At 36.6% G+C, this 22,104-nt stretch carries 16 protein-coding genes and 1 tRNA gene; 8 read left to right on the plus strand and 9 right to left on the minus strand.

All coding sequences use genetic code 11. The features are described 5' to 3' along the window. The first annotated feature begins 97 nt into the window (after window positions 1-97). Together ACFIQC_RS00395 and ACFIQC_RS00400 are read left to right on the plus strand one after the other, a co-directional pair. On the plus strand, window positions 98-478 hold the full coding sequence (locus tag ACFIQC_RS00395) for a TIGR02300 family protein (RefSeq protein ID WP_375611400.1): 381 nt from the start codon (window positions 98-100) through the stop codon (window positions 476-478). Window positions 479-595: 117 nt separating this feature from the next. After that, window positions 596-671: transfer RNA gene (locus tag ACFIQC_RS00400), tRNA-Ala, on the plus strand. A gap of 1,602 nt (window positions 672-2,273) precedes the next feature. On the opposite strand, the gene ACFIQC_RS00405 is transcribed toward ACFIQC_RS00400, so the two are convergent. After that, complete coding sequence (locus ACFIQC_RS00405) at window positions 2,274-2,861, minus strand: hypothetical protein (protein WP_375629210.1); 588 nt, start codon at window positions 2,859-2,861, stop codon at window positions 2,274-2,276. 111 nt (window positions 2,862-2,972) lie between these two features. Beyond that, window positions 2,973-4,154, minus strand: a complete 1,182-nt coding sequence (locus ACFIQC_RS00410; protein ID WP_375629208.1) for a DNA recombination protein RmuC — start codon at window positions 4,152-4,154, stop codon at window positions 2,973-2,975. A 90-nt stretch (window positions 4,155-4,244) separates the two neighbouring features. On the opposite strand from ACFIQC_RS00410, the gene def reads away from it, so the two are divergent. The 3 genes from def to truA are packed head-to-tail and all read left to right on the plus strand — an operon-like array spanning window position 4,245 to window position 6,455. Continuing rightward, window positions 4,245-4,781 carry a peptide deformylase gene (gene def, locus ACFIQC_RS00415; protein ID WP_375649083.1) on the plus strand — a complete coding sequence of 179 codons (537 nt, stop codon included), beginning with the start codon at window positions 4,245-4,247 and terminating at the stop codon, window positions 4,779-4,781. Next, window positions 4,781-5,710, plus strand: coding sequence for a methionyl-tRNA formyltransferase (fmt, locus tag ACFIQC_RS00420; RefSeq protein ID WP_375706593.1), 930 nt, complete (start codon window positions 4,781-4,783; stop codon window positions 5,708-5,710). The genes def and fmt overlap by 1 nt, the downstream gene beginning before the upstream one ends. 1 nt (window position 5,711) lies before the next feature. Continuing rightward, entirely contained in the window at window positions 5,712-6,455 is a 744-nt protein-coding gene (gene truA / locus ACFIQC_RS00425) for a tRNA pseudouridine(38-40) synthase TruA (RefSeq protein ID WP_375706594.1), read from the plus strand. Window positions 6,456-6,487: 32 nt separating this feature from the next. Here truA and ACFIQC_RS00430 read toward each other — a convergent pair whose 3' ends face one another. Then, entirely contained in the window at window positions 6,488-7,351 is an 864-nt protein-coding gene (locus tag ACFIQC_RS00430) for an LOG family protein (RefSeq protein ID WP_375639740.1), read from the minus strand. A 106-nt stretch (window positions 7,352-7,457) separates the two neighbouring features. On the opposite strand from ACFIQC_RS00430, the gene dapD reads away from it, so the two are divergent. Next, window positions 7,458-8,306: a 2,3,4,5-tetrahydropyridine-2,6-dicarboxylate N-succinyltransferase gene (gene dapD / locus ACFIQC_RS00435; RefSeq protein ID WP_375620857.1), complete on the plus strand. Its 849-nt coding sequence runs from the start codon at window positions 7,458-7,460 to the stop codon at window positions 8,304-8,306. A gap of 574 nt (window positions 8,307-8,880) precedes the next feature. Here dapD and lepA read toward each other — a convergent pair. The 5 genes from lepA to dnaK all read right to left on the minus strand — a co-directional run bounded on the left by lepA (window position 8,881) and on the right by dnaK (window position 18,899). Next, window positions 8,881-10,686 (minus strand): translation elongation factor 4, encoded by a 1,806-nt coding sequence (gene lepA, locus ACFIQC_RS00440; protein ID WP_375611467.1) that lies wholly within the window; start codon window positions 10,684-10,686, stop codon window positions 8,881-8,883. Window positions 10,687-12,132: 1,446 nt separating this feature from the next. Then, window positions 12,133-13,047, minus strand: coding sequence for a DMT family transporter (locus ACFIQC_RS00445; protein ID WP_375706595.1), 915 nt, complete (start codon window positions 13,045-13,047; stop codon window positions 12,133-12,135). Window positions 13,048-13,079: 32 nt separating this feature from the next. After that, window positions 13,080-13,985 carry an acetylglutamate kinase gene (gene argB / locus ACFIQC_RS00450; RefSeq protein WP_375611391.1) on the minus strand — a complete coding sequence of 302 codons (906 nt, stop codon included), beginning with the start codon at window positions 13,983-13,985 and terminating at the stop codon, window positions 13,080-13,082. 1,720 nt (window positions 13,986-15,705) lie between these two features. Then, entirely contained in the window at window positions 15,706-16,848 is a 1,143-nt protein-coding gene (gene dnaJ, locus ACFIQC_RS00455; protein WP_375639743.1) for a molecular chaperone DnaJ, read from the minus strand. 158 nt (window positions 16,849-17,006) lie between these two features. Continuing rightward, entirely contained in the window at window positions 17,007-18,899 is a 1,893-nt protein-coding gene (dnaK, locus tag ACFIQC_RS00460; RefSeq protein WP_273790233.1) for a molecular chaperone DnaK, read from the minus strand. A 960-nt stretch (window positions 18,900-19,859) separates the two neighbouring features. On the opposite strand from dnaK, the gene ACFIQC_RS00465 reads away from it, so the two are divergent. Continuing rightward, window positions 19,860-20,414: a copper chaperone PCu(A)C gene (locus tag ACFIQC_RS00465; RefSeq protein ID WP_375611390.1), complete on the plus strand. Its 555-nt coding sequence runs from the start codon at window positions 19,860-19,862 to the stop codon at window positions 20,412-20,414. A gap of 110 nt (window positions 20,415-20,524) precedes the next feature. Here ACFIQC_RS00465 and lysM read toward each other — a convergent pair whose 3' ends face one another. Continuing rightward, on the minus strand, window positions 20,525-20,980 hold the full coding sequence (gene lysM / locus ACFIQC_RS00470) for a peptidoglycan-binding protein LysM (protein WP_375606145.1): 456 nt from the start codon (window positions 20,978-20,980) through the stop codon (window positions 20,525-20,527). A 386-nt stretch (window positions 20,981-21,366) separates the two neighbouring features. Here lysM and ACFIQC_RS00475 point away from each other — a divergent pair, with 386 nt between their 5' ends. Beyond that, a complete protein-coding gene (locus tag ACFIQC_RS00475) occupies window positions 21,367-22,089 on the plus strand; it encodes a response regulator transcription factor (RefSeq protein ID WP_005774392.1) in 723 nt (240 codons plus the stop codon). The last annotated feature ends 15 nt before the right edge of the window (window positions 22,090-22,104 follow it).

The following is a 22,104-nucleotide window of genomic DNA, read 5'->3' on the forward strand; positions in this document are numbered from 1 at the left end:
ACAGTGTATTTATCTTTGACAAAGGTATTATTTTTCGATTAAGCACCATAAAATTTATCTTTTAATGGAATAATAGTTAATCAAAGAGGCACGGTTTATGGCAAAACAAGAACTTGGAACTAAACGTGTTGATCCAGAAACAGGAAAAAAATTTTACGATCTAAATCGCGATCCTATTGTGTCGCCCTATACAGGAATTTCTTATCCGCGTTCTTACTTTGAAGTTGCAGCAGCTGAAGCAAATAATGAAGAAGAAGTTGATACTGAGGAGCTTGATACAGCACTTGAAAAATCTGCTTTTATGCTTCTTGAAGATGATGATGTGGATTCTAAAGATGACGATCTTCCTGATTTAGAAGATAGTGATGTAGATCTTGGTGATGATGATGATACATTTTTGTCTCATGATGGTGACGATGAAGATGATGACGTTACTGATATTCTCGGAGGCGGTGTTTCTAATGATGACGATGCTTAAAAGAAGTAAAAGAGGACATCTTTTCTATTGAATGTAAATTCTTCTTGATCTTCAATTTTGATCGTTCTAGAAAAGTTGGAATTGTATACTGTCTTTTTGGGACAATTTGTTTTTATAGGGGCTATAGCTCAGCTGGGAGAGCGCTTGCATGGCATGCAAGAGGTCAGCGGTTCGATCCCGCTTAGCTCCACCAAAAGGACCAACTGTTCTATCAAGGGAATCAATCATAATAAAAGATGTGTGCATCAATTTAAAAGGTTTATGTGCTATTTAATTATCATTTCAATAGCGCCTGTTCCTTGCATTTTAATGATATTATAATACATTTTTAATCATTTGTTGGATTATAAAATTTACTGTCGCAACCATGAAAGTAGATAATTTTTTTATGCTTTGCACAGAAATAGAAAATGATCTGTTTAACCTGCGCCTTGTCTTAAAGGACAAAATCTGAATTTCCTTTACCACAATATTTCCACAAATATCATAATATGTTGGTTACTGGTATCTTTTTAAAAGATATGAAGTACTTAAACAAAGAGTAGAGAATAAAATATTAAAATATACTTCTCAATTATTGCGAATCAGAACTTTTTTCGAGTATTTTTAGCCTGATCAGATGTTCTGCCAATTAAAAAATACCCACCTTGAGTAGCGTATACCTGCTCAATACTAAGGTATATTAACGCTTAAATAATATATTGAATCAATTAATTTTTTTCCTTGCACGTCACAAACAAGGTCGAGGTGTGAGAGCAAAGTGGTGCCATCATTATATGTGCTAATTCCCAATGTTACCGATAATTCTTACATTTGAAAATGTATGTTCATAAAAAAATATTTTTAGTCTTTTCTTTCACAGTTTTTATCCACATACCCATTGTGCTTATTATCTGCAAGCCAATGGTTTTATTGATTCAACCTCAAGAGATCTGAAACGATAAAACCCTACGCCATTCGAGATTCTTACTTTAATATGAATAACGATATATTATCTTTATAAATCAATATGCTTAAACCATTTAAGAAAAAGAATAAAAATGCTTCTCATAAATATTCTCAAATGCAAAAGCTATCACAACATTGGAGACTGACTTGTTACTTCATAGGCGTTACAAATCTTTCTCTGAATATTCCCTACCCTGAATATTCATTGTGTGTAAAGTTGCATATACCTTATCATCCTATAAACGGGAGTGTTTTTACAATACAATAAGATAACTTTTTTCAATTAAGATGGACTGGATGGACGAATATGTTTTATTTCATACAATACTAAATACACCTAGTTCTTTTGAAGACTGTAGCGCCCTCTTTATACAAAATAACGTTTTTTCGTTTAATGCATTTCTCGTTTTTTTATATTGAATATTTTACCCTTTTTATGATGCCCGAATTGCATTTGTTTTAATTGCTATTTTATACGCTTAACAAAGAAAATATTCATATAATAATCAGCCAGTAATACGCATAATGAAAATAAAAAATGATATTATATTTTAAAATTTTTCTTCAATAATCTCTGGCACTTAGCCCAATGCGAAATGCCAGCGCTAAATAGAAGATAGTTTCTATTATAAATTTTTTTAACAAAGGAGGTAAAAATGTCGAGAGTATCTTCAAATATATTGTGTATTGCAAAAACTTTCTGTTACTTGAGTTTATTCTAAAAAAATAACAATTTATTTCATTGAACGATCGGAAAAACGACACTATTTTATCATATCATGCGGAATTTTGCTTTCGAATAATTTTATCCCATCAATTCCCTGATTGAGATTTTCAAAAATCTTCCCTAATGCCATCCACATCTTTTTAATTGCTGTTCATAGAGCCTCGATATCCTTGCCATGCGCTGTGCTGTCTGTGAAAGCGCAGCACTGACATGCCCACCACTACGTGCATAAGCACCATGCCCCATATGATAATTTAAATAAAGGCTATATGCATCATCAAACCTCACCCCATTGCGTTGAACACTTTGGCGATGATACCAAGCAACAAAATCAGCAGCATCTGCGAAATTCGTACGCCATGCAAAAGACTTTCCTGTAGAGCGAAGATACATTGCCCATGTACTATCAAGCGCTTGAGCATAACCATAAGCTGTCGACCGACGCTTCCATGGAATAAAACCAAGTAGTTTTTTGCGTGGAGGACGTGCATTGTGACGAAAGCTCGATTCCATCTTAATGGTTGCAAGAATAATAGGCATAGGAATCCCATAGCGCATTTCTGCTCTTTGAGACGCCTTTCTCCAATTATCAAAAAAACCATTTTTTTGTGCTAAAATAACGCAAGCATTGTTTGTGTGAATGGGAGTGGTTGTTGCGCATCCCTCTAGCAAAAACACCAGTGCCCCTAAAAACAAAAGGTGTCGCATATTCCTATTCCTCTCGTTTAAGAAATAAAACAAGATAGAGATACTAAAAAATGATTACCAATCAATAAAGAACATGATCTAACTTGTAATATTTAAGAAGCTTGCTTTGCTTTATTCCTCATCAGCAAAACGCAATGTTTGCGACTGAGCCAATGTTGTCATTTTTGTTGGTTCAGAGTAATTTTCTTTTAATTCGACAGTTTCAATGCGATTTGCCCGTTTCATGATTTTGGAAGACGATATCAAAATTCCCTCTATATCTTCGCCTGCTTTATGAAAGTGCTTCTGTAGTGCGCGAACACGCGTATCCATTCGTCCAAAATCTTCCATCAATTTTGCTACTTCTGATTGAATTAAATGCGCTTGTTCACGCATCCGCGCATCTTTCATAATGGTTTGTACCACTTGGACAGAGAGCATCAACAAAGATGGTGAAACAATAATCACATGGGCTCTATTGGATTTTTGTACCAATGCCTCAAAATCCTCATAAATTGTTGCGAAAATCGATTCAGATGGAACAAAAAGGAAAGCAGTGTCATGGGTTTCTCCAGGAATCAAATATTTTTGTGCAATATCACGAATATGAACTTCCATATCGGTACGAAATTGGCGTTCTGCCTCTTGACGCTCTTGCGCTGATTCTGCCTTACGCATAGCATTCCAAGCTTCCAGAGGAAATTTAGCATCAACAACAAGAGAAGGAGCTTTATTGGGCATATGAATGAGACAATCTGGGCGCTTTCCATTGGAAAGAACAGCCTGAAAAGCATAAGCGTTTGTTGGTAAGGCATCGGCAATAATTGCTTCCATCCGCCCTTGACCGAAAGTACCACGCGTCTGCTTATTACTTAAAATGGACTGCAACTGAACAACTTGTCCCGTAAGCGATTGAATATTATTTTGTGCTGCATCAATCACTGCTAAACGCTCTTGCAAACGATTCAAATTTTCATAAGTGGATTTGGTTTGTACCTGAAGTGTTTGGCCTAAGCTTGTTGTCATCCCATTGAGTTGCTCACTGAGTGATTTATTCAATTCAGCCTGCCGTTGACCAAAAATTTCCGCCATCGTTTGCATTCGTCCTTGCATTTCAGCTTGTGTTTTCAACAAGGTAGCCATCTGCATTTGTGCCTCACGTGCGCGTTCAGCAATTTCATTTTCCAAAAATGCTTTTTTTCGATGAGAATGTATCAACATAAAAAATGCCAAACAGACAAGTATAAATAAAAGCAAAAGCATTAGTTTAGAAAAAAAATCACCAGCGAATATGGAAAAAAACGAATCAAACATAAATTGTAATATAACGCTCTTATTGTAAAAAAACGCAAGAATCCGTTATTCAATATTGACCAATAACAAACCATTGATTAATCTCTACTTATGCCAATGAGATCTTTAGTTACTTTACCTGATCCAATTTTACGGGAAGTGTCCAAACCTGTTGAGCAGGTCGATTCAGCTCTCCAAAAACTTGCGGATGACATGTTGGAAACCATGTATAATTCTAAGGGCGTTGGTCTTGCTGCTATTCAAATTGGTATACCGCTACGTATGTTGGTTATAGATGTCTCTGGAAATTCTGAAGATGAGCAAAAAAAACCACTTGTTATTATCAACCCTGAAATTTTATGGCTTTCAGATGAGCGTAATATTTACAAAGAAGGCTGTCTTTCTATTCCTGATTATTTTGCAGAGGTTGAACGTCCTAAACGCCTTCGTGTTCGCTATCAGAACCGTGAAGGAAAACAAACAGAAATTGAAGCAGACGATCTCTTAGCAACTTGCTTACAGCATGAAATTGATCATTTAGATGGGCGCCTTTTTATTGATTACATTTCAAAGATCAAACGCGATATGGTGATACGAAAATTTAAAAAACGTGCAAAAGAAAAAAACATGCAGGAAGCAGTTTTGTAATGGCTTTACGATTAAGTTTTATGGGAACACCAGATTTTTCTGTTCCTATTTTACATGCTTTATTGGATGCAGGTCATGATGTTGTTGCTGTTTATAGTCAACCCCCTCGTCCAGCAGGACGTCGAGGGCTGAAATTAATCCCCTCCGCTGTTCACACCGTAGCAAAAGAGAAATCTATTCCCATCTTTACGCCTCAAACACTCAAAACAATCGAACAACAGGAGCAATTTGCAGCACTTTCTGTTGATGCTGCTATTGTGGTGGCTTATGGACTCCTTTTACCTAAAGCTATTCTCGAAACGCCACGTTTTGGTTGTTTTAATGCCCACGCTTCACTCTTACCACGTTGGCGTGGTGCTGCGCCTATTCAACGAGCAATTATGGCTGGTGATAAAGAAACAGGTATCATGATCATGAAAATGGATGAAGGACTTGATACGGGGCCTATCGCTCTTTCTCGCTCCATCCCCATTACTGATAACACCACCACTGCTGAGCTTTCAAACAGACTTTCACATATTGGCGCAGAACTTATGGTAGAGACTTTATCAACTCTTGAAAAAGAACAACTTAAACTGACCCCACAATCAGAAGAAGGCATCACCTATGCCGCCAAAATTAGAAAAGAAGAGACCCGCATTGATTGGACAAAACCTGCAGAGTTTATTCATAGGCATATTCGCGCGCTCTCTCCCTCTCCTAGTTGCTGGTGCAATATGAATATCGGTGGACGAGAAGAACGTGTAAAAATTCTTGATAGTCGTTTAACAACAGGTCCTTCTCTTGAAATTGGACGGATAGAACCAGATTCTTTGATTATCCATTGTGGGCAAGGACGGATAGAAATAACCTCTCTCCAAAGATCTGGCGGTAAAATTCTTGAGTGCGCCACCTTTTTGCGAGGTGCTCATATTTCTGCTGTTTTTTAAGATGCCACGTTTTAAACTCACTCTTGAATATGATGGTTCAAATTATGCTGGTTGGCAGCGTCAAGCAAAACTTCACACGATACAAGGAGCTCTTGAACAAGCAATTTTTTGCTTTAGTGGACAACAATTGACCATAACAACAGCAGGAAGAACCGATGCGGGCGTACATGCTACGGGACAAGTTGCGCATGTTGATTTCATAAAAAACTGGCCCCCCCATACTGTGCGTGACGCGCTCAATGCTCTTTTACGTAAACAGGGAGAGGCGATTTCAATCTTAAATGTAGAAAATGTTCCTGATGACTTTGATGCACGATTTTCCGCTGTAAAACGCCATTATCTTTTTAAAATACTTAATCGTCGCTCTCCACCAGCTTTAAATGCCAAACGCGTGTGGTGGATACCAAAACCTCTTCATGCTGAAGCCATGCATGAAGCTGCGCAAAAGCTTGTAGGACAACATGATTTTACAACTTTCCGTTCAGCACATTGCCAAGCCAAAAGCCCTATTCGCACCCTTGAACGCCTCGATATTCAAAGAGAAGGTGAAGAAATTTTCCTTTATGCACAAGCTCGTTCTTTTCTTCATCATCAAATCCGTTCATTCGCAGGAAGCCTCATGGAAGTAGGTATTGGACGTTGGACAGCTCAAGATCTCGAAACAGCTCTTCATGCTAAAGATCGTAAACGTTGTGGTGTTGTTGCCCCCCCCTCAGGACTTTATTTAACCAAAGTAGAGTATTAATGATCCTTCAAGAGTGAGCATCTCAAAAGTCGTTAAGGCAATTTATAAAAAGAACGAATTTCTTCAAAAGCTTCTGCTGCTGTATTAACAAATTTCACAAAATTAATATCAGTAGGAGAAATTGTACCTTGTGCAGACAGATACTCAAAATTGACAGTATTGCTCCAAAATTCTTTGCCAAACAATAAAATTGGTACCTGTTTCATACGCCCCGTCTGTACTAAAGTTAACGTCTCAAACAGTTCATCCAGAGTTCCAAATCCGCCAGGGAAAATGGCTAGGGCTTTCGCTCGTACTAAAAAATGCATTTTGCGCATCCCCAAATAATGAAAATTGAAACATAAATGCGGCGACACATACGAATTAGGCTCTTGCTCATGTGGTAAAATAATATTCAAGCCAATCGTTGGGGCACCAACATCACAAGCACCACGATTTCCCGCCTCCATGATTCCTGGTCCGCCCCCCGTAACAACCACAAATTCACGATATTGTGTCGTAGCAGAATAGAGTGAGCACAAACGCGCAAACTCTCTTGCTTCATCGTAATAATGTGACATAGCATGCAAATTTTTCTTTTGTATTTCATTTTTTGCAGCCCACGCTGCTTGCCCAGGTTCAGGAATACGCGCACCACCAAATAAAACAACTGTTGATTGAATATCATATTCTTTAAGGGTTATTTCCGGCTTTAAAAATTCAAGACTAATACGTTGTGAGCGCAGCTCTGGACGCATCATAAAATCTTGATCGATATAGGCTAAACGATAAGTAGACGAACGCATTTGTGCTGAATTAGAGATTTTATGGATCTGTTGTAGAGCATCCTTCGTATGGAGAAGTGGTGTCCAGTTTTCTTGCTCCCTTTTTCTTTTTTCTTTACAGCTTTTTTTCATGCACCTGTCCTACTTCCTCATCGTTTTATTGACTGAACACATTTCTTCGCATAGTTCATAGAGAATAAATCTTGAAGCTTTCAACTTGTTTAACGGAACTCTCGTCATGACTCATATCACACAACTTGAAATTATTATCGAAAAAGCTTTTGACGATCGCGATTCTATCGATACTACCACAAAAGGCGAAATACGTGAGAGTGTTGAACATGCATTGAACCTTCTTGATAAAGGTGAAATCCGTGTTGCAGAACGACAAAAAAATGGACAATGGCATGTTCATCAATGGTTGAAAAAAGCGGTTTTACTCTCTTTTCGGCTTAATCCTATGCAAATTATTACTGGTGGAATCAATGGGACACATTGGTGGGATAAAGTTCCTTCAAAATTCTCTGGTTGGCAAGAGGCAGATTTTAAAAGTGCTGATTTCCGTTCCGTTCCTGGAGCCATTGTACGTCATTCTGCTTACATTGCACCCAATGTTATATTGATGCCATCCTTTGTCAATCTTGGTGCTTTTATCGATGAGGGCACAATGGTTGATACATGGACCACCGTTGGTTCTTGTGCACAAATTGGTAAACATGTCCATCTTTCTGGCGGTGTTGGTATTGGAGGTGTTTTAGAACCACTGCAAGCAAATCCAACAATCATTGAAGATCATTGCTTTATCGGTGCTCGCTCTGAAATTGTTGAAGGCTGTATTATCCGTGAAGGTGCTGTTTTGGGAATGGGAGTCTTTATTGGAAAATCAACAAAGATTATTGATCGTACAACAGGTGAAATTTTTATTGGTGAAGTACCAGCCTATTCAGTGGTTGTACCAGGTTCTCTCCCCGGAAAACCTTTACCAAATGGTGAAGCAGGCCCAAACCTTTATTGTGCTGTTATTGTAAAACGCGTTGATCAAAAAACACGAGAAAAAACATCTATTAATGATCTTTTACGTTCTTAGACACAAGATTAATTCATAATAATATTTCATCGTTTTTTAACTTGAATAATAACCTCGAATACAAGGATTCTCTCATTTCAAATCCTTTCATAGTGAATCAATCACTATCATTTCCTTGCACGTTATAAACGCAGTTGGTGTGTGGGTAAGAAACACTTCAAGAAAAGAGTGAAATACCTTTAATGAATTCTCTCAAGTGATAAGGACTGTCATAATATTTTGAGCTGAAAAAAAGTATGATGGGTGCGCTTTGCACCTTTCTGACGCGTAAAAGCGGTAATGCCAAATGGATTTTATATCATTCACAGTGTATTTTACGTTATATTTTTCATAGCCCCCGTTGTGAAATGGAGTTTGATGTATTGAGTGATGATTTACGAAAACGAGCACGCCAATATGCAACATAAATGTATTTTGTTTAAAGCATTCTGTTTTACGTGAGGAAGTGATACCATTATGCAATACACAAGAACATGAAGCACGACGCAATTCTATTTAAAAGTGTTCTTTAAACATCTGAACCAATCGACAAAAGCAAAAGCGCAATCAATGAGAGAAAATACCCCTTTTTTCATTATTTGTTCATTTTGAGCGCTTGAATAAATGCCGATTGTGGAATTTCTACTTTTCCAAATTGGCGCATCCGCTTTTTGCCTTCTTTTTGCTTTTCCAAAAGTTTGCGCTTACGCGTAACATCACCCCCGTAACATTTCGCTGTTACATCTTTACGCAAAGCACGAATCGTTTCGCGCGCTATAACTTTACCACCAATAGCCGCTTGAACTGGAATCTGAAACATATGCTGAGGAATAAGATCTTTCAGTTTTTCGCACATTGAACGCCCACGCTTTTCTGCAATCGTGCGGTGAACAAGCATCGATAATGCATCAATAGGCTCTCCATTCACCAAAATAGACATTTTAACTAAATCACCTTCTGCATAATCTGTCATTTGATAATCAAAAGAAGCATAACCCTTTGAAATCGATTTTAGCCGATCATAAAAATCAAAAACAACTTCATTCAGTGGTAAATCATACGTTACCATAGCACGGGTTCCAACATAGGATAAACCAACCTGTACCCCACGCCGCTCTTGGCATAGCTCTAAAATTGACCCAAGATAATTATCAGGAGTCATGATTGTTGCCCGAATCCATGGTTCTTCTATGGAAGAAATTTTAACCACATCAGGCATATCCGCTGGATTATGTAACTCTTTAACAGAACCATCATTCATATTCATGCGATAAACAACTGAAGGTGCTGTCGCAATTAAATCCAAATTAAACTCACGCTCTAATCGCTCTTGAATAATTTCAAGATGCAGAAGTCCCAAAAAGCCACAGCGAAAACCAAACCCCAAAGCCGCAGATGTTTCCATTTCAAAAGAAAAACTCGCATCATTTAAGCGTAATTTGCCCATGGCTGCACGCAAATCATCAAAATCAGCAGCATCAATTGGAAAAAGCCCACAAAAAACAACCGGTTGCGCCGGCTTAAAACCAGGCAAAGCATTTTCACAAGGACGACGCTCTTCAGTAATCGTATCCCCAACCCGTGTATCTGCTACCTCTTTGATAGAAGCAGTGATAAAACCAATCTCGCCTGGTCCTAATTCATCAACCTGTACCATTTTAGGTGTAAAAACCCCAACGCGCTCAACTGGATATTTTGCACCTGTACCCATCATACGAATGGTTTGGCCTTTTTTTAAAATACCGTCTATCACCCGTACCAAAACAATGACACCAAGATATGCGTCATACCAGCTATCAACCAACATTGCTTTCAAGGGATTTGCAACATCGCCTGTATGTGGAGGTGGTAATTGTGCAACAATTGCCTCCAAAACATCAGGAACACCCAAACCTGTTTTTGCTGATATTTCTACTGCTTGAGATGTATCAATGCCTATCACATCTTCAATTTGTTCTTTAACTCGCTCAGGTTCTGCTGCTGGAAGATCAACTTTATTGAGAACAACAACCAACTCATGGGAATTATCAATGGCTTGATAAACATTTGCTAACGTCTGCGCCTCTACGCCTTGGCTTGCATCCACCACCAACAGAGAACCCTCACAAGCTGCCAATGAACGCGAAACCTCATAAGCAAAATCCACATGACCTGGTGTATCCATAAGATTTAAAATATAGGTTTCACCATTCTTTGCCTTATAGTGTAAACGTACCGTCTGTGCTTTAATAGTAATTCCACGTTCACGCTCAATATCCATGGAATCGAGTACTTGTTCTTTCATCTCACGTGTATCAAGCCCACCTGTTATTTGAATCAAACGATCAGCTAAAGTGGATTTGCCGTGATCAATATGCGCCACTATGGAAAAATTACGAATATAATTACGATCTATTGTCATATAAGGCGATTTAGCAAAGAATAATACAAAACGCAAAGACCAATTATGCTCCAGCTCCTTACAAAAGAATATAAACCTAAAAAGCCTCTCAAAACACAACTTTTTATAGCCTAAAAAATGAGGCTTTTATTTGCTAAATTAAATCCAAGGCTGCTAAAATGATCTTTTCGCATCTTATTTGATAACTCATATGCTGTAGTAAGCTGGCACCATCACACACTTTGCCAATCTTCAATATTGCGACGATCCTTTACATTTGAAAAATTTTATAAGAGATATGCTTTTCTTTTACAGTTTTTACCCACATGGCCCCACCCACTCACTTGTGACGTGTAAGAAAGTGATTTGGATTGATTTAACATGAAAATGATTTGACGTGAGAAAATTTTACGGTATTCAGGGTCATAATTGAATGTGAATAATGCTATATTATAATTATAAATCAATGTATTATCATATTTATATGATGGGCGTGTATATCACTTAGGCTTGCAATAAAATTCGCAAGAAATGCTTTTTATTTGTACGCAATAATCTGCTTTTTTAGCAATCTTATATAAAATAACATGAATATCGAGAGAGTTTCTTCTCAATTTTTAAAACTTTAGAAATACGCTCTATTGAGTGATGTTTTTATATACTTTTTATATAACTCCTTCCTTCCTCCATTAAATATAAAACACACCAATCCTCTTCGATTCATTGGATAACGCATTGATTTATAATGATCGTTTATTGTTTTGCAATTTAAATTAAAGCTCTGAATATCGCGAGCTTCTCTCATTTTAAATCTTCTCATAATGAATCAATAAATTTTTTGCTCACCCATTATAAAACAGAGCTAGTGTATGGATAAAAACGTTTAAGAAATGAGTAAAAATACCTCTCTCTTTCAAATGCCAAAAGCTATCGTAATATTGAGAACAGATAAAGAAAATGCTCGTGCCTTTTATTTTAAGTAAAATGATGATGCTCTGTGGTTTTTCTATACTTCATGCAAACCGTCAATGAATATGATGTATATTGAGAAAATTATCTTTTAAAAAACGCTTTAATGTACAACGTTATGGGGATACTTTGGGCGTTCTATTTTGCGTGAGAAGCGTAACTCTATTAAGGGACAAAAGAAATAACGTGCGACAGTGCGTAATTTTCATTATTCAAAAACATTACCGTAGATGTTTTTGAAAGTTGTTAAAGCCGAATTTAAAGATGAGCGTTAATTTTTACCTTTATATCACCTCATGTTTTGGCTCAATGAAGGTTGTCTGCCCGGTTCAGAAATCTGACAAACAGAGAGAAGCATACTATTTCTCCAATTTGGTATGCAAAAACTGGAATAATTTATAGAACTTCTTAATCATCTGAATATTAAAAAAGCTCCAAAAATGAAAACTCTATAAGCAAAAAGCTCATGCAATAAAATCATAATAAAAAAATGTATAGCTAATCAATTTTTTTAATTGCTTTATTTTTTTTACGCCATTGTGAAGGTTGTAATTCAGCCACAATGATCCCAATCAGAATAAGCAAACCGCCCAATAAAGCTAAGGGAGATAAATGTTCTCCAGCCAAACGCCCAACAATACCAGCCCATACCGGTTCACCTGCGTAAATGAGTGTCGCACGCGTAGGGGAAATAGACTTTTGTGCCCAATTCATAGCTAATTGAATGATGGCACTCATTAATGCCAATCCTATACCAATATTAAACCAAACCCACGAAAATTCAGGAATGCTTTCTCCCATCAAAGGCATACAAGCAAATGAAAAAAAACCACTAAAAAATAACTGAATAATGGTTACACGCCGACTATCAACCTTGTTCGCAAAAATTCCGATGAGTATGACTTCTCCAGCAATCGCTAAAGCGCCTAACAAAGTTAAAATTTCGCCTTTTGAAAAATCAAAATTTCCCGGCTTTTGTCCTGAAATAAATACAAGCCCAATAAAAGCGAAAATAATGCCAATCCAACAAGCTAAACGGGGAGGTTTTTTAAAAACAATCCATTGCAAGATTGGAACCATCGGTACATAAAGCGCTGTGATAAAAGCTGACTGACTACTAATAATTGTTTGAAGTCCAGCTGCTTGAAAAGCATAACCAAAAAACATGGCTAAACCTATTGCCATCCCAGCGAAAACTTCATAAACAGTTATATCTTTTATAGAGCGCCAAAAAATTACCCCACATATAAGAGATGCAACAATAAAACGAAATCCAACAAAAAACAGAGGACCACTATAGCGTACCGCAATGTGAATGACTAAAAATGTAATGCCCCACAATATTGTCGCAGTAAATATTGCCAATTCTGGCTTACTTAATAAAGGATATTTAAACTGTTTTAGATTCACCATGAAAAACTTTCTCTTCCAATTTTCCCCACAATTTATGAAACAATAAGCGTTCCAACTCCCTGTTCGGTAAACAGCTCTAGTAAAACAGAATGAGGAGTTTTACCATTTAAAATGACAACACCTTCCACACCATTTTGAAGGGCTTTTATGCAAGTCTCTACTTTTGGAATCATGCCTCCTGAAATTGTCCCATTTTTAATAAATTTCTCAGCTTCAGAAACTGTCAATTCTTTTAAAAGTTTACCTTGTTTATCCAAAACACCAGGAACATCAGTGAGAAATAAAAGGCGTTTAGCCTCTAATGCACCAGCAATAGCTCCAGCAAAAATATCAGCATTGATATTATAAGTTTTACCATCGCGTCCTGGAGCTACAGGAGCAAGAACTGGTATCATTTCAGAAGATGCTAAAAGATCTAGCAATGTGCGGTCAACTTCAACAGGCTCACCAACAAACCCCAAATCTAAAACACGTTCAATATGCGAATCAGGATCAATGACAGTTTTATAAGCCTTTTCGGCAAAAACCATATTGCCATCCTTGCCGCATAATCCTATTGCCCATTCACCCTCAGCATTGATGAGAGCAACAATTTCTTTATTTATGGAACCCGCTAAAACCATTTCAACCACTTCAACGATCCGCTCATCGGTTACCCGTAGTCCGTTTTCAAATCGTGATTCAATCCCCATTTTCATTAAAATTTCAGCAATTTGAGGCCCACCACCATGAACAACAACAGGATTGATCCCCGATTGCTTTAATAGAGCAATATCACGCGCAAATGCTCGCCCCAAAGCAGGATCACCCATAGCATGGCCGCCATATTTTACCACGACCGTTTCATTTTCATATTTTTGCATATAAGGTAAAGCAGACGATAAAAATGCTGCTTGTTTTTCCAAAACATCTACATCACCGTTTTTAGCATCATCCATCAATAGAGCCTCCTCATCACTTTTTACCATCTCTTAATGAAATTTAGGAAAAGTGAAAACAATAAAACCAAACTTTACTCTATCCACCCCCTCCCCTGAAAATCGTCAATTTTCCTCTAAATTACGAAAAAGGAATAGCAAAATGAAATACAAAAAACTTCCTTTAAAAATTGACAGCGAAAAATTAAACAAAATAGACGTAAAAAAATGTCATTATTTTATGACCTTATATATAAAATTGAAAAGCAAAATTTTGAAGCTAAGCCGTACATTCAACTCATTAGTTTATCCCTATGGATACTTAACAATGAATAGGAATATATACAACCATTGATTTTGTAAGATAAAAATAAAGTTTCTTATAATAATAAAATTAACATATTCCCAAGATAAGAAATCACTCAACTGCTTTATAGCTTATCCCAATAAACTATAACTTTGGTTTTAAAAATTTGACTTTTTCTCAATCATTAAACATGAGGAAATGTCAATTGAACGCTCCTCATGGAGAATCATAATAAGTTGATTTATAATCATAATTTATCTTTTTATATCGTAAAATCGAAAAAAGGCTTTGCAAAATTATCATATATTGTGACTTTATTTCGATAACTCTTCAGAAGCATCTTCGTAAAAGCATTTAATTGTTTAGATTACTCTCTTCGTAAGGTTTTATAAAACTTCTCATTTTTCATGATCGGTCATTAAGTTTTTCTTTCTGCATAGCGATACATGCTTGAATTATTCAATGTTTTGTAGAATTTTTAATTCTTTTAATTATGTTATTTTATGAAAAAAGATTCATTTCGTAAATTTCTCTTTCCATATCACCAATCAATTTCAACAATATATCGTGCTGTTTTCTAAGCATATTGTGCTATTTTTTATTGTATTTATTTTTTCTTTTTAAAGGTAACTTCCTCTATCTTCCCACCAACTTTTTATTATGCCAATAAATTCAATTAAGTGAATTCCATCGAATCTGTTTCCCCACAAGAGAGATATATCGAAAAGTGTTTTGTTATGTCTTCTTTAGCATTCAACACACATTATCTCATTCCACAATTTCTTTGGAACAAAATAAACTTGATTATAGCGTTTTTATTATCTGGAAAAACTATTTATGACATCAGAAATACAAAACTAAATCCGCATCTAAAAAGACATGATTACTGCTAAAAGCTAAGATGAGGCATGTAAAAGCTATTCCGAACAAAATAACCCTTATTTTAAAGGAAGCAGTGATTAAAACTATGAAAAATGCCAAAAATAAAATCGGTTATAAGAAGTTGATACTTTATTTGAAAAAGATGGATTGCCTAACAGCTTATTTAGCGTTTCTTGGCAAGCCGCTACCTATTTTATAGTTTTATTATAGAGCCTTTAAAAAGAAATTTTGAGTGAAAAAATAAACACCAAAAATACTGAATGCATAAAGGCAGTTATCATGACACTGGCAATATTTATTATCAATCACTCAATTGCGTTCTTATATGGATAAGCCCTTTTTAAAATGTCATAGACACTCAAAAATAAGACTTATCCATAAAACTCATGAAATATAAAAACTATCAGCAGCAGGAGTTTATCCTAAATTAGCTGTCTCTCTCTTTTCTTTTCAAGAAAAAATGCTTTTCAAAGATAATGAGACAATAGAAAGCTTAATGAAAATAACTTTCCCACAGTTCTCTCTAATTATTCTGAGAACATTCACATAATTTTAACCAGAAATATTTTCAAAAAATTCTTTCATACGTGAAAAAAAACCATGTGATTGCGGTGAATTTTCATGATTTGAGAGTTTCTCAAATTTTTGCAACAATTCACGTTGTTCTTGCGTTAATTTCTGCGGCGTCTCAATCGTGATATGGATGTAAAGATCACCCCTTGCTTGCTGACGGCGCAACATGGGCATACCTTTGCCTCTAAGGCGGAATTGACGTCCATTTTGTGTCCCTTCTGGAATCTTAACGCGTGCTTTAACACCATCAAGGTCGGAAACTTCAAACTCTCCTCCTAAAGCAGCTGTTACCATTGAAATAGGAACGCGACAGTGAAGATCTGCTCCTTCTCGCTGAAAAAACTCATGCGGTTTAATGGAAAGGAAAATATAAAGATCACCATTGGGGCCACCACGAATACCAGCATCACCCTCACCAGAAAGGCGAATACGCGTTCCATCTTCAATACCAGCTGGAACATCTACGCTTAATGAACGTTTTTTCTCTATACGCCGTGTCCCCTGACATTTGGGGCATGGATCCGTAATAGTTTCACCACGTCCATGACATGTAGGACATGTCCGCTCAATAGAAAAGAACCCCTGTGCAGCACGCACACGACCAGATCCATGACATGTTCCACAAACTTGCGGCTTAGAGCCTTTTCTTGCTCCTGATCCTTCACAAACATCACACGTAACGGAACTGGGAATATTAATTTCTGCAGTTTTTCCTGAAAATGCCTCTTCTAAAGTCACTTCCATATTATAACTCAAATCTGCGCCACGTTCGCGACTATCACCACGCTTACGGTGTGTCCCTCCCATAATCTCACCAAAAAAGTCTTCGAAAATATCCGCAAATCCACCACCAGCAGCAAAACCACCAAAGGGATTTGCTCCCCCTTGACCACCGCTATTTTCAAAGGCCGCATGGCCAAATCGATCATAAGCAGCACGCTTCTGGGGATCTTTAAGAACTTCATAGGCTTCGCCAATTTCTTTGAATTTTCGCTCTGCCTCTTTATCCCCCGCGTTGCGATCAGGATGATATTGCATTGCCAACTTACGAAAAGCAGATTTCAACTTTTTATCATCACATTCGCGAGTCACGCCAAGAATTTCATAATAGTCAACCTTCATCATGTATTCCTGATAATTTTTCTGTCATCCATCTTTATGGATAATATTGCTTTTAATTTATATTTTTAGCAACAAAGTTGCAACTTATCTCAAATAATAAAGCCCAGCCTTATATTTCAAAGGCCGGGTTTATCAATTAATCAACACATATGCTGACACTATTTCTTCTTATCATTAACTTCTTCAAAATCAGCATCAACAACATCATCATTCTTTGCCTCTGTTTCAGTGTCAGCGCTCGCTGCTTGTGAGGCTTCGTACATAGCCTGTCCAAGCTTCATACTGACTTCTGCTAATTTTTGCATCTTTGTTGTTACTTCTTCCGTATCACTGCCTTCAAGCGCAGATTTCAAATCAGATATTGCTGTTTCAATCTGTCCCTTTTCTTCAGCTGATACTTTATCGCCATATTCATTGAGCGACTTTTCAGTTGAATGAATAAGAGCCTCCGCTTGATTTCTAGCTTCAACACCTTCACGGCGTTTTTTATCCTCAGCCGCGTGCTCTTCTGCATCCTTTACCATTTTTTCAATATCAGCATCACTTAAACCACCTGATGCCTGAATACGAATTTGATGCTCTTTACCTGTTCCCTTATCTTTGGCCGAAACATTAACAATACCATTCGCATCGATATCAAAAGTAACTTCAATTTGAGGTATACCACGTGGAGCTGGAGGAATACCAACAAGATCAAATTGAGCCAATAACTTATTATCACTTGCCATTTCCCGTTCACCTTGAAAAACACGAATCGTCACAGCACTCTGGTTATCATCGGCTGTCGAAAAAACTTGCGATTTTTTCGTCGGGATAGTGGTATTGCGCTCAATAAGGCGTGTGAAAACCCCACCCAAGGTTTCAATACCCAAAGATAAAGGTGTTACATCTAGCAACAATACATCTTTGACATCGCCTTGCAATACACCTCCTTGGATGGCAGCACCCATTGCGACCACTTCATCAGGATTAACGCCTTTGTGTGGATCCTTACCAAAGAAGCTCTGCACAACTTGCTGAATCTTGGGCATACGCGTCATTCCACCCACTAAAACAACTTCGTCAATCTCACCGGCCTTTAATCCAGCATCTTTCAACGCAGCTTTACAAGGTTCAATGGTACGCTGCACTAAATCGTCAACGAGAGATTCAAATTTTGCCCGAGTCAATTTCATTGTTAAGTGCTTAGGACCTGATTGATCTGCTGTGATAAATGGTAAATTGATTTCTGTTTGCTGTGACGAAGAAAGCTCAATTTTTGCTTTTTCTGCCGCTTCTTTTAAGCGCTGTAAAGCGAGTTTATCATTTTTCAGATCAATTCCTTGTTCTTTTTTGAATTCATCGGCAAAATAACCGACTAAGCGCATGTCAAAGTCTTCACCCCCTAAAAACGTATCCCCATTGGTTGACTTAACTTCAAAAACGCCATCTCCAATTTCAAGGACTGAAATATCAAATGTACCACCACCAAGATCGTAAACTGCTATTGTTTTTCCGTCCTTTTTGTCCAAACCATAAGCTAAAGCAGCAGCAGTTGGCTCATTAATAATCCGTAAAACTTCAAGTCCAGCAATTTTACCTGCGTCTTTCGTGGCTTGACGTTGCGCATCATTAAAATAAGCAGGAACCGTAATAACGGCTTGTTCAACTTTTTCACCAAGATAAGATTCTGCTGTTTCCTTCATCTTTTGCAAAATCATAGCTGAAATTTGTGACGGAGAATATTTCTTTCCCGCCTCTTCAACCCATGCATCACCATTGTCACCTTTAACAATTTTATAAGGAACAAGCGCTTTATCTTTTTCAACCATAGGGTCATCAAAACGGCGCCCTATCAAACGTTTAACTGCAAAAACTGTCCCTTCAGGATTTGTCACCGCCTGCCGTTTAGCAGGCTGCCCAACAAGCCGCTCCCCCCCATCAGTAAAGGCAACAACGGAAGGTGTTGTTCGCGCTCCTTCTGAGTTTTCAATAACTTTTGCGTTTTTGCCATCCATAACAGCCACACAAGAGTTCGTTGTCCCCAAATCAATACCAATTACTTTTGCCATATTATAATCTCCATTCAGCAAGCTACCTCAACCTTCATAAAGCATCTTTTTAAGATAGCTCCTCATAACACCTAAAGCCCGTATATTGCTTCAAGCAATATAAATAATGATAAACTGCAAGTCGCAACAAGCCTTGCTGCCTCGTATATAAGAACAGGCTTTTATTGCTACAAGAGAATAATGAGAGAAACATCTCTAAAATAAAAAATTTATTTTAAAATAGGCACTCTAATGACCCATAAATACCATATTTATGAGAGACTTGAGAGGATAATATATTTTTCTTGCAATTCTCAAAAAATATATCTTTCTATAAAAACTAAAAAATAAAAGAATGATTGCACTCTCGCTCTTGATCTTCTCATCATTGATAAAATCATACTCACGTAAAAGCTTTTTAAAAGGCGAATAATTTATATCACAAATATTATAAATTTTCCTTGGACTAAAATAGTCATCATATCTAATGCTCATATCAGTAAAGGTATTATCTATCTATCTCCTTTCAAAAATTCTCCTTCTAACGGTCTCATTGTTTGCGGCTATTTGAAATCTGTGCTTTAAATTCACCTAAAGCGTTTTTTCTTAACTGTATAATTTTGAACTTTGAAAATATATAAAAATACCTCTGTATAAACGCTTTAAAATGCCAAGAGCTGTCATAATATTAAAAATTGGTAAAGTGGTTGATGATTGTTCTGTATTATATCTTCATTAAGTAAAACAGTAGTGCATCATAGATTTTATACCATTTGCAAATACTATTTATGAGATGAACACGGAAGCGTTAAGAGGTGTGTTGTCATTGTAAATCTTACTGTCTTCTTTTAAATTTCAAGAATTCTATGATTTTTATATTAAAATCAATTTCATTTTAGCATTTCTTTCTTTTATTTTAAATAAAAGCTCTGCTAAAATAAAAATATTCAAAGTGTGAATCTTATGAAGGAGGGTAAATCAATGATGACATCTATTATTAAGAAAATAACAAATCTCATCTTTAAGAATATAATACATACACAATATCCATACAAAAAGGTTATCATAAATATCGTGTGTGCTCTTCTCTTTGCTGGTATAACCCTGCCAGCAGGTGCTCAGCAATATAAACTTGGCGACATAGAAATTCTCAATCCTTGGACACGCGAAACACCTAGAGGTATAAGAGTTGGTAGCGGTTATCTCTACATTATCAATCACAGTAATACCCCAGACCGTTTGGTTTCTATTTCCACAAACGGAGTAAAAACAACAGAGATACACTCTATGGCTGTCGTTAATGATATTATGAAAATGGAAAAAATGCACAATGGCATTGAAATTCCGGGAAATGGCGAAATCACGCTTAAGCCTGGCGGTGATCATATTATGTTCATGGGGCTTTCACAACCATTTAAGTTAGGTGATAAAATTAGCGCAAAATTAACATTTGAGAAAGCAGGAACCATTGATGTTGATTTCTCTGTAAACGCTATGAAAGTACCATCACCTTCTAAATCCTCTCCTGTTCACTAAGCTCCTTTTATTATAAATACACACTTTATAAAATGAAGAAGCGTGAAATTTTTTACGCTTCTTTATTTTTTGTTTTATGCCATCAGTAAAAAATTATCCCCTTTGATGAATTAACTATGGTCAATTTCAGGAATACGTAAAACTTGTCCAGGATAAATTTTATCGGGAGATTTTAGCATTGGCTTATTGGCTTCAAAAATAAATGTGTTTTTATTACCTTGCCCTTTTCCATAAACCTCTTCAGCAATTTTCCAAAGATTATCACCAGATTTAACCTCATAAAAGCGAGAAGTTTTTCTAGGCGTTGTATCTATAACCTTTAATTGATCAACATCTACAGAAGAGATACCTTGTGAATTGCCAACAACCAGCAGTGCTTTTTCAAGTGTTTCCCTATCTGGAACTTCACCGCTTAAAATAGCTTTACCGTCTTCAACTTGAATATTGACTTTTTCTGTACCGAGTTGAAAATGATCAAATGCTCTCTTAAAATCCTTTTCTTTTGGTTCATGGTCCCCAATACCTAACTTTTCCCCTACAGTTTTAATAAAATTAAAAAATCCCATTACGACCTCCTTTCGTGTAGCAGAAACAAATTTTTGTGCATATATTGCCACATTCTTTTCTTTGCTCTTAAAACACATAGGCAGATTTTCTAAACTTCAACAATCAAAACTACATCTGTTCAATTATGAGACAAATACAATAATAAACTTTGTAATAAACCTTGATAAAAAAAGCCTTTATGAAAATTTTCTCTCAAATGAAGGGATCTTAATAGACGTAGAAACATTATAAATTATGAAAGCAAAACAAGATTTTACAGTAATGACAAAAGGTTTTTTACTTTGCTACAATTTGTATCATATTTGTTTTGCAAAAAAAATATGAACTCCCATATAAATAAGTGTGGGTAATTTGCTACCACAGCAATAGAAAGGTCTAAGAAACCATGAAAGATACACCAACAATCACACAAACGATTGTACTTGTTGATGATGATCGCAATATTTTGACATCTTTATCTTTTGCGCTTGAGACAGAAGGATATCGGGTTGAAAGCTATACAGATGGAGCATCTGCACTCAAGGGTCTCACACTTCACCCTCCACACTTAGCTATTTTTGATATTAAAATGCCCCGAATGGATGGGATGGAACTTTTGCGTCGTTTGCGTCAAAAATCTGATCTTCCAGTTATTTTTCTTACCTCTAAAGATGATGAAATTGATGAATTATTTGGTCTCAAAATGGGAGCTGATGATTTTATTACTAAACCTTTCTCCCAACGTCTTCTTATTGAACGCGTGAAAGCTATTTTACGCCGTTCTAATGCACGTAACCAACCGCTTTCTACAGGAACTTCTTCCACCTCTTCTCTCAAACGTGGAGATCTTGTGATGGATCAAGAACGCCACACCTGTACATGGAAAGATAAACCTGTTATTTTAACCGTTACGGAATTTTTGATTCTGCAAACCTTAGCACAAAGACCAGGAGTTGTAAAAAGTCGTGATGCTTTAATGGATGCTGCTTATAGTGATCAAGTCTACGTAGATGATCGCACCATTGATAGTCACATTAAACGTCTGCGTAAAAAGTTTAAACAAGTGGATGATGATTTTGCAATGATTGAAACACTTTATGGTGTAGGTTATCGTTTCCACGAGGTATAAAACTACTTTGTCGCA

The sequence above is a fragment of the Bartonella sp. AA126HLJHH genome (genome assembly GCF_042197425.1).
Lineage (GTDB): Bacteria > Pseudomonadota > Alphaproteobacteria > Rhizobiales > Rhizobiaceae > Bartonella.

What these genes read in the sequence shown, in the direction of transcription:
- ACFIQC_RS00395 (WP_375611400.1), top strand. Translation starts at nt 98, where the DNA reads ATGGCAAAACAAGAACTTGGAACTAAACGTGTTGATCCAGAAACAGGA.
- ACFIQC_RS00405 (WP_375629210.1), bottom strand. Translation starts at nt 2,861, where the DNA reads ATGCGACACCTTTTGTTTTTAGGGGCACTGGTGTTTTTGCTAGAGGGA.
- ACFIQC_RS00410 (WP_375629208.1), bottom strand. Translation starts at nt 4,154, where the DNA reads ATGTTTGATTCGTTTTTTTCCATATTCGCTGGTGATTTTTTTTCTAAA.
- def (WP_375649083.1), top strand. Translation starts at nt 4,245, where the DNA reads ATGCCAATGAGATCTTTAGTTACTTTACCTGATCCAATTTTACGGGAA.
- fmt (WP_375706593.1), top strand. Translation starts at nt 4,781, where the DNA reads ATGGCTTTACGATTAAGTTTTATGGGAACACCAGATTTTTCTGTTCCT.
- truA (WP_375706594.1), top strand. Translation starts at nt 5,712, where the DNA reads ATGCCACGTTTTAAACTCACTCTTGAATATGATGGTTCAAATTATGCT.
- ACFIQC_RS00430 (WP_375639740.1), bottom strand. Translation starts at nt 7,351, where the DNA reads ATGAAAAAAAGCTGTAAAGAAAAAAGAAAAAGGGAGCAAGAAAACTGG.
- dapD (WP_375620857.1), top strand. Translation starts at nt 7,458, where the DNA reads ATGACTCATATCACACAACTTGAAATTATTATCGAAAAAGCTTTTGAC.
- lepA (WP_375611467.1), bottom strand. Translation starts at nt 10,686, where the DNA reads ATGACAATAGATCGTAATTATATTCGTAATTTTTCCATAGTGGCGCAT.
- ACFIQC_RS00445 (WP_375706595.1), bottom strand. Translation starts at nt 13,047, where the DNA reads ATGGTGAATCTAAAACAGTTTAAATATCCTTTATTAAGTAAGCCAGAA.
- argB (WP_375611391.1), bottom strand. Translation starts at nt 13,985, where the DNA reads ATGGATGATGCTAAAAACGGTGATGTAGATGTTTTGGAAAAACAAGCA.
- dnaJ (WP_375639743.1), bottom strand. Translation starts at nt 16,848, where the DNA reads ATGAAGGTTGACTATTATGAAATTCTTGGCGTGACTCGCGAATGTGAT.
- dnaK (WP_273790233.1), bottom strand. Translation starts at nt 18,899, where the DNA reads ATGGCAAAAGTAATTGGTATTGATTTGGGGACAACGAACTCTTGTGTG.
- ACFIQC_RS00465 (WP_375611390.1), top strand. Translation starts at nt 19,860, where the DNA reads ATGATGACATCTATTATTAAGAAAATAACAAATCTCATCTTTAAGAAT.
- lysM (WP_375606145.1), bottom strand. Translation starts at nt 20,980, where the DNA reads ATGGGATTTTTTAATTTTATTAAAACTGTAGGGGAAAAGTTAGGTATT.
- ACFIQC_RS00475 (WP_005774392.1), top strand. Translation starts at nt 21,367, where the DNA reads ATGAAAGATACACCAACAATCACACAAACGATTGTACTTGTTGATGAT.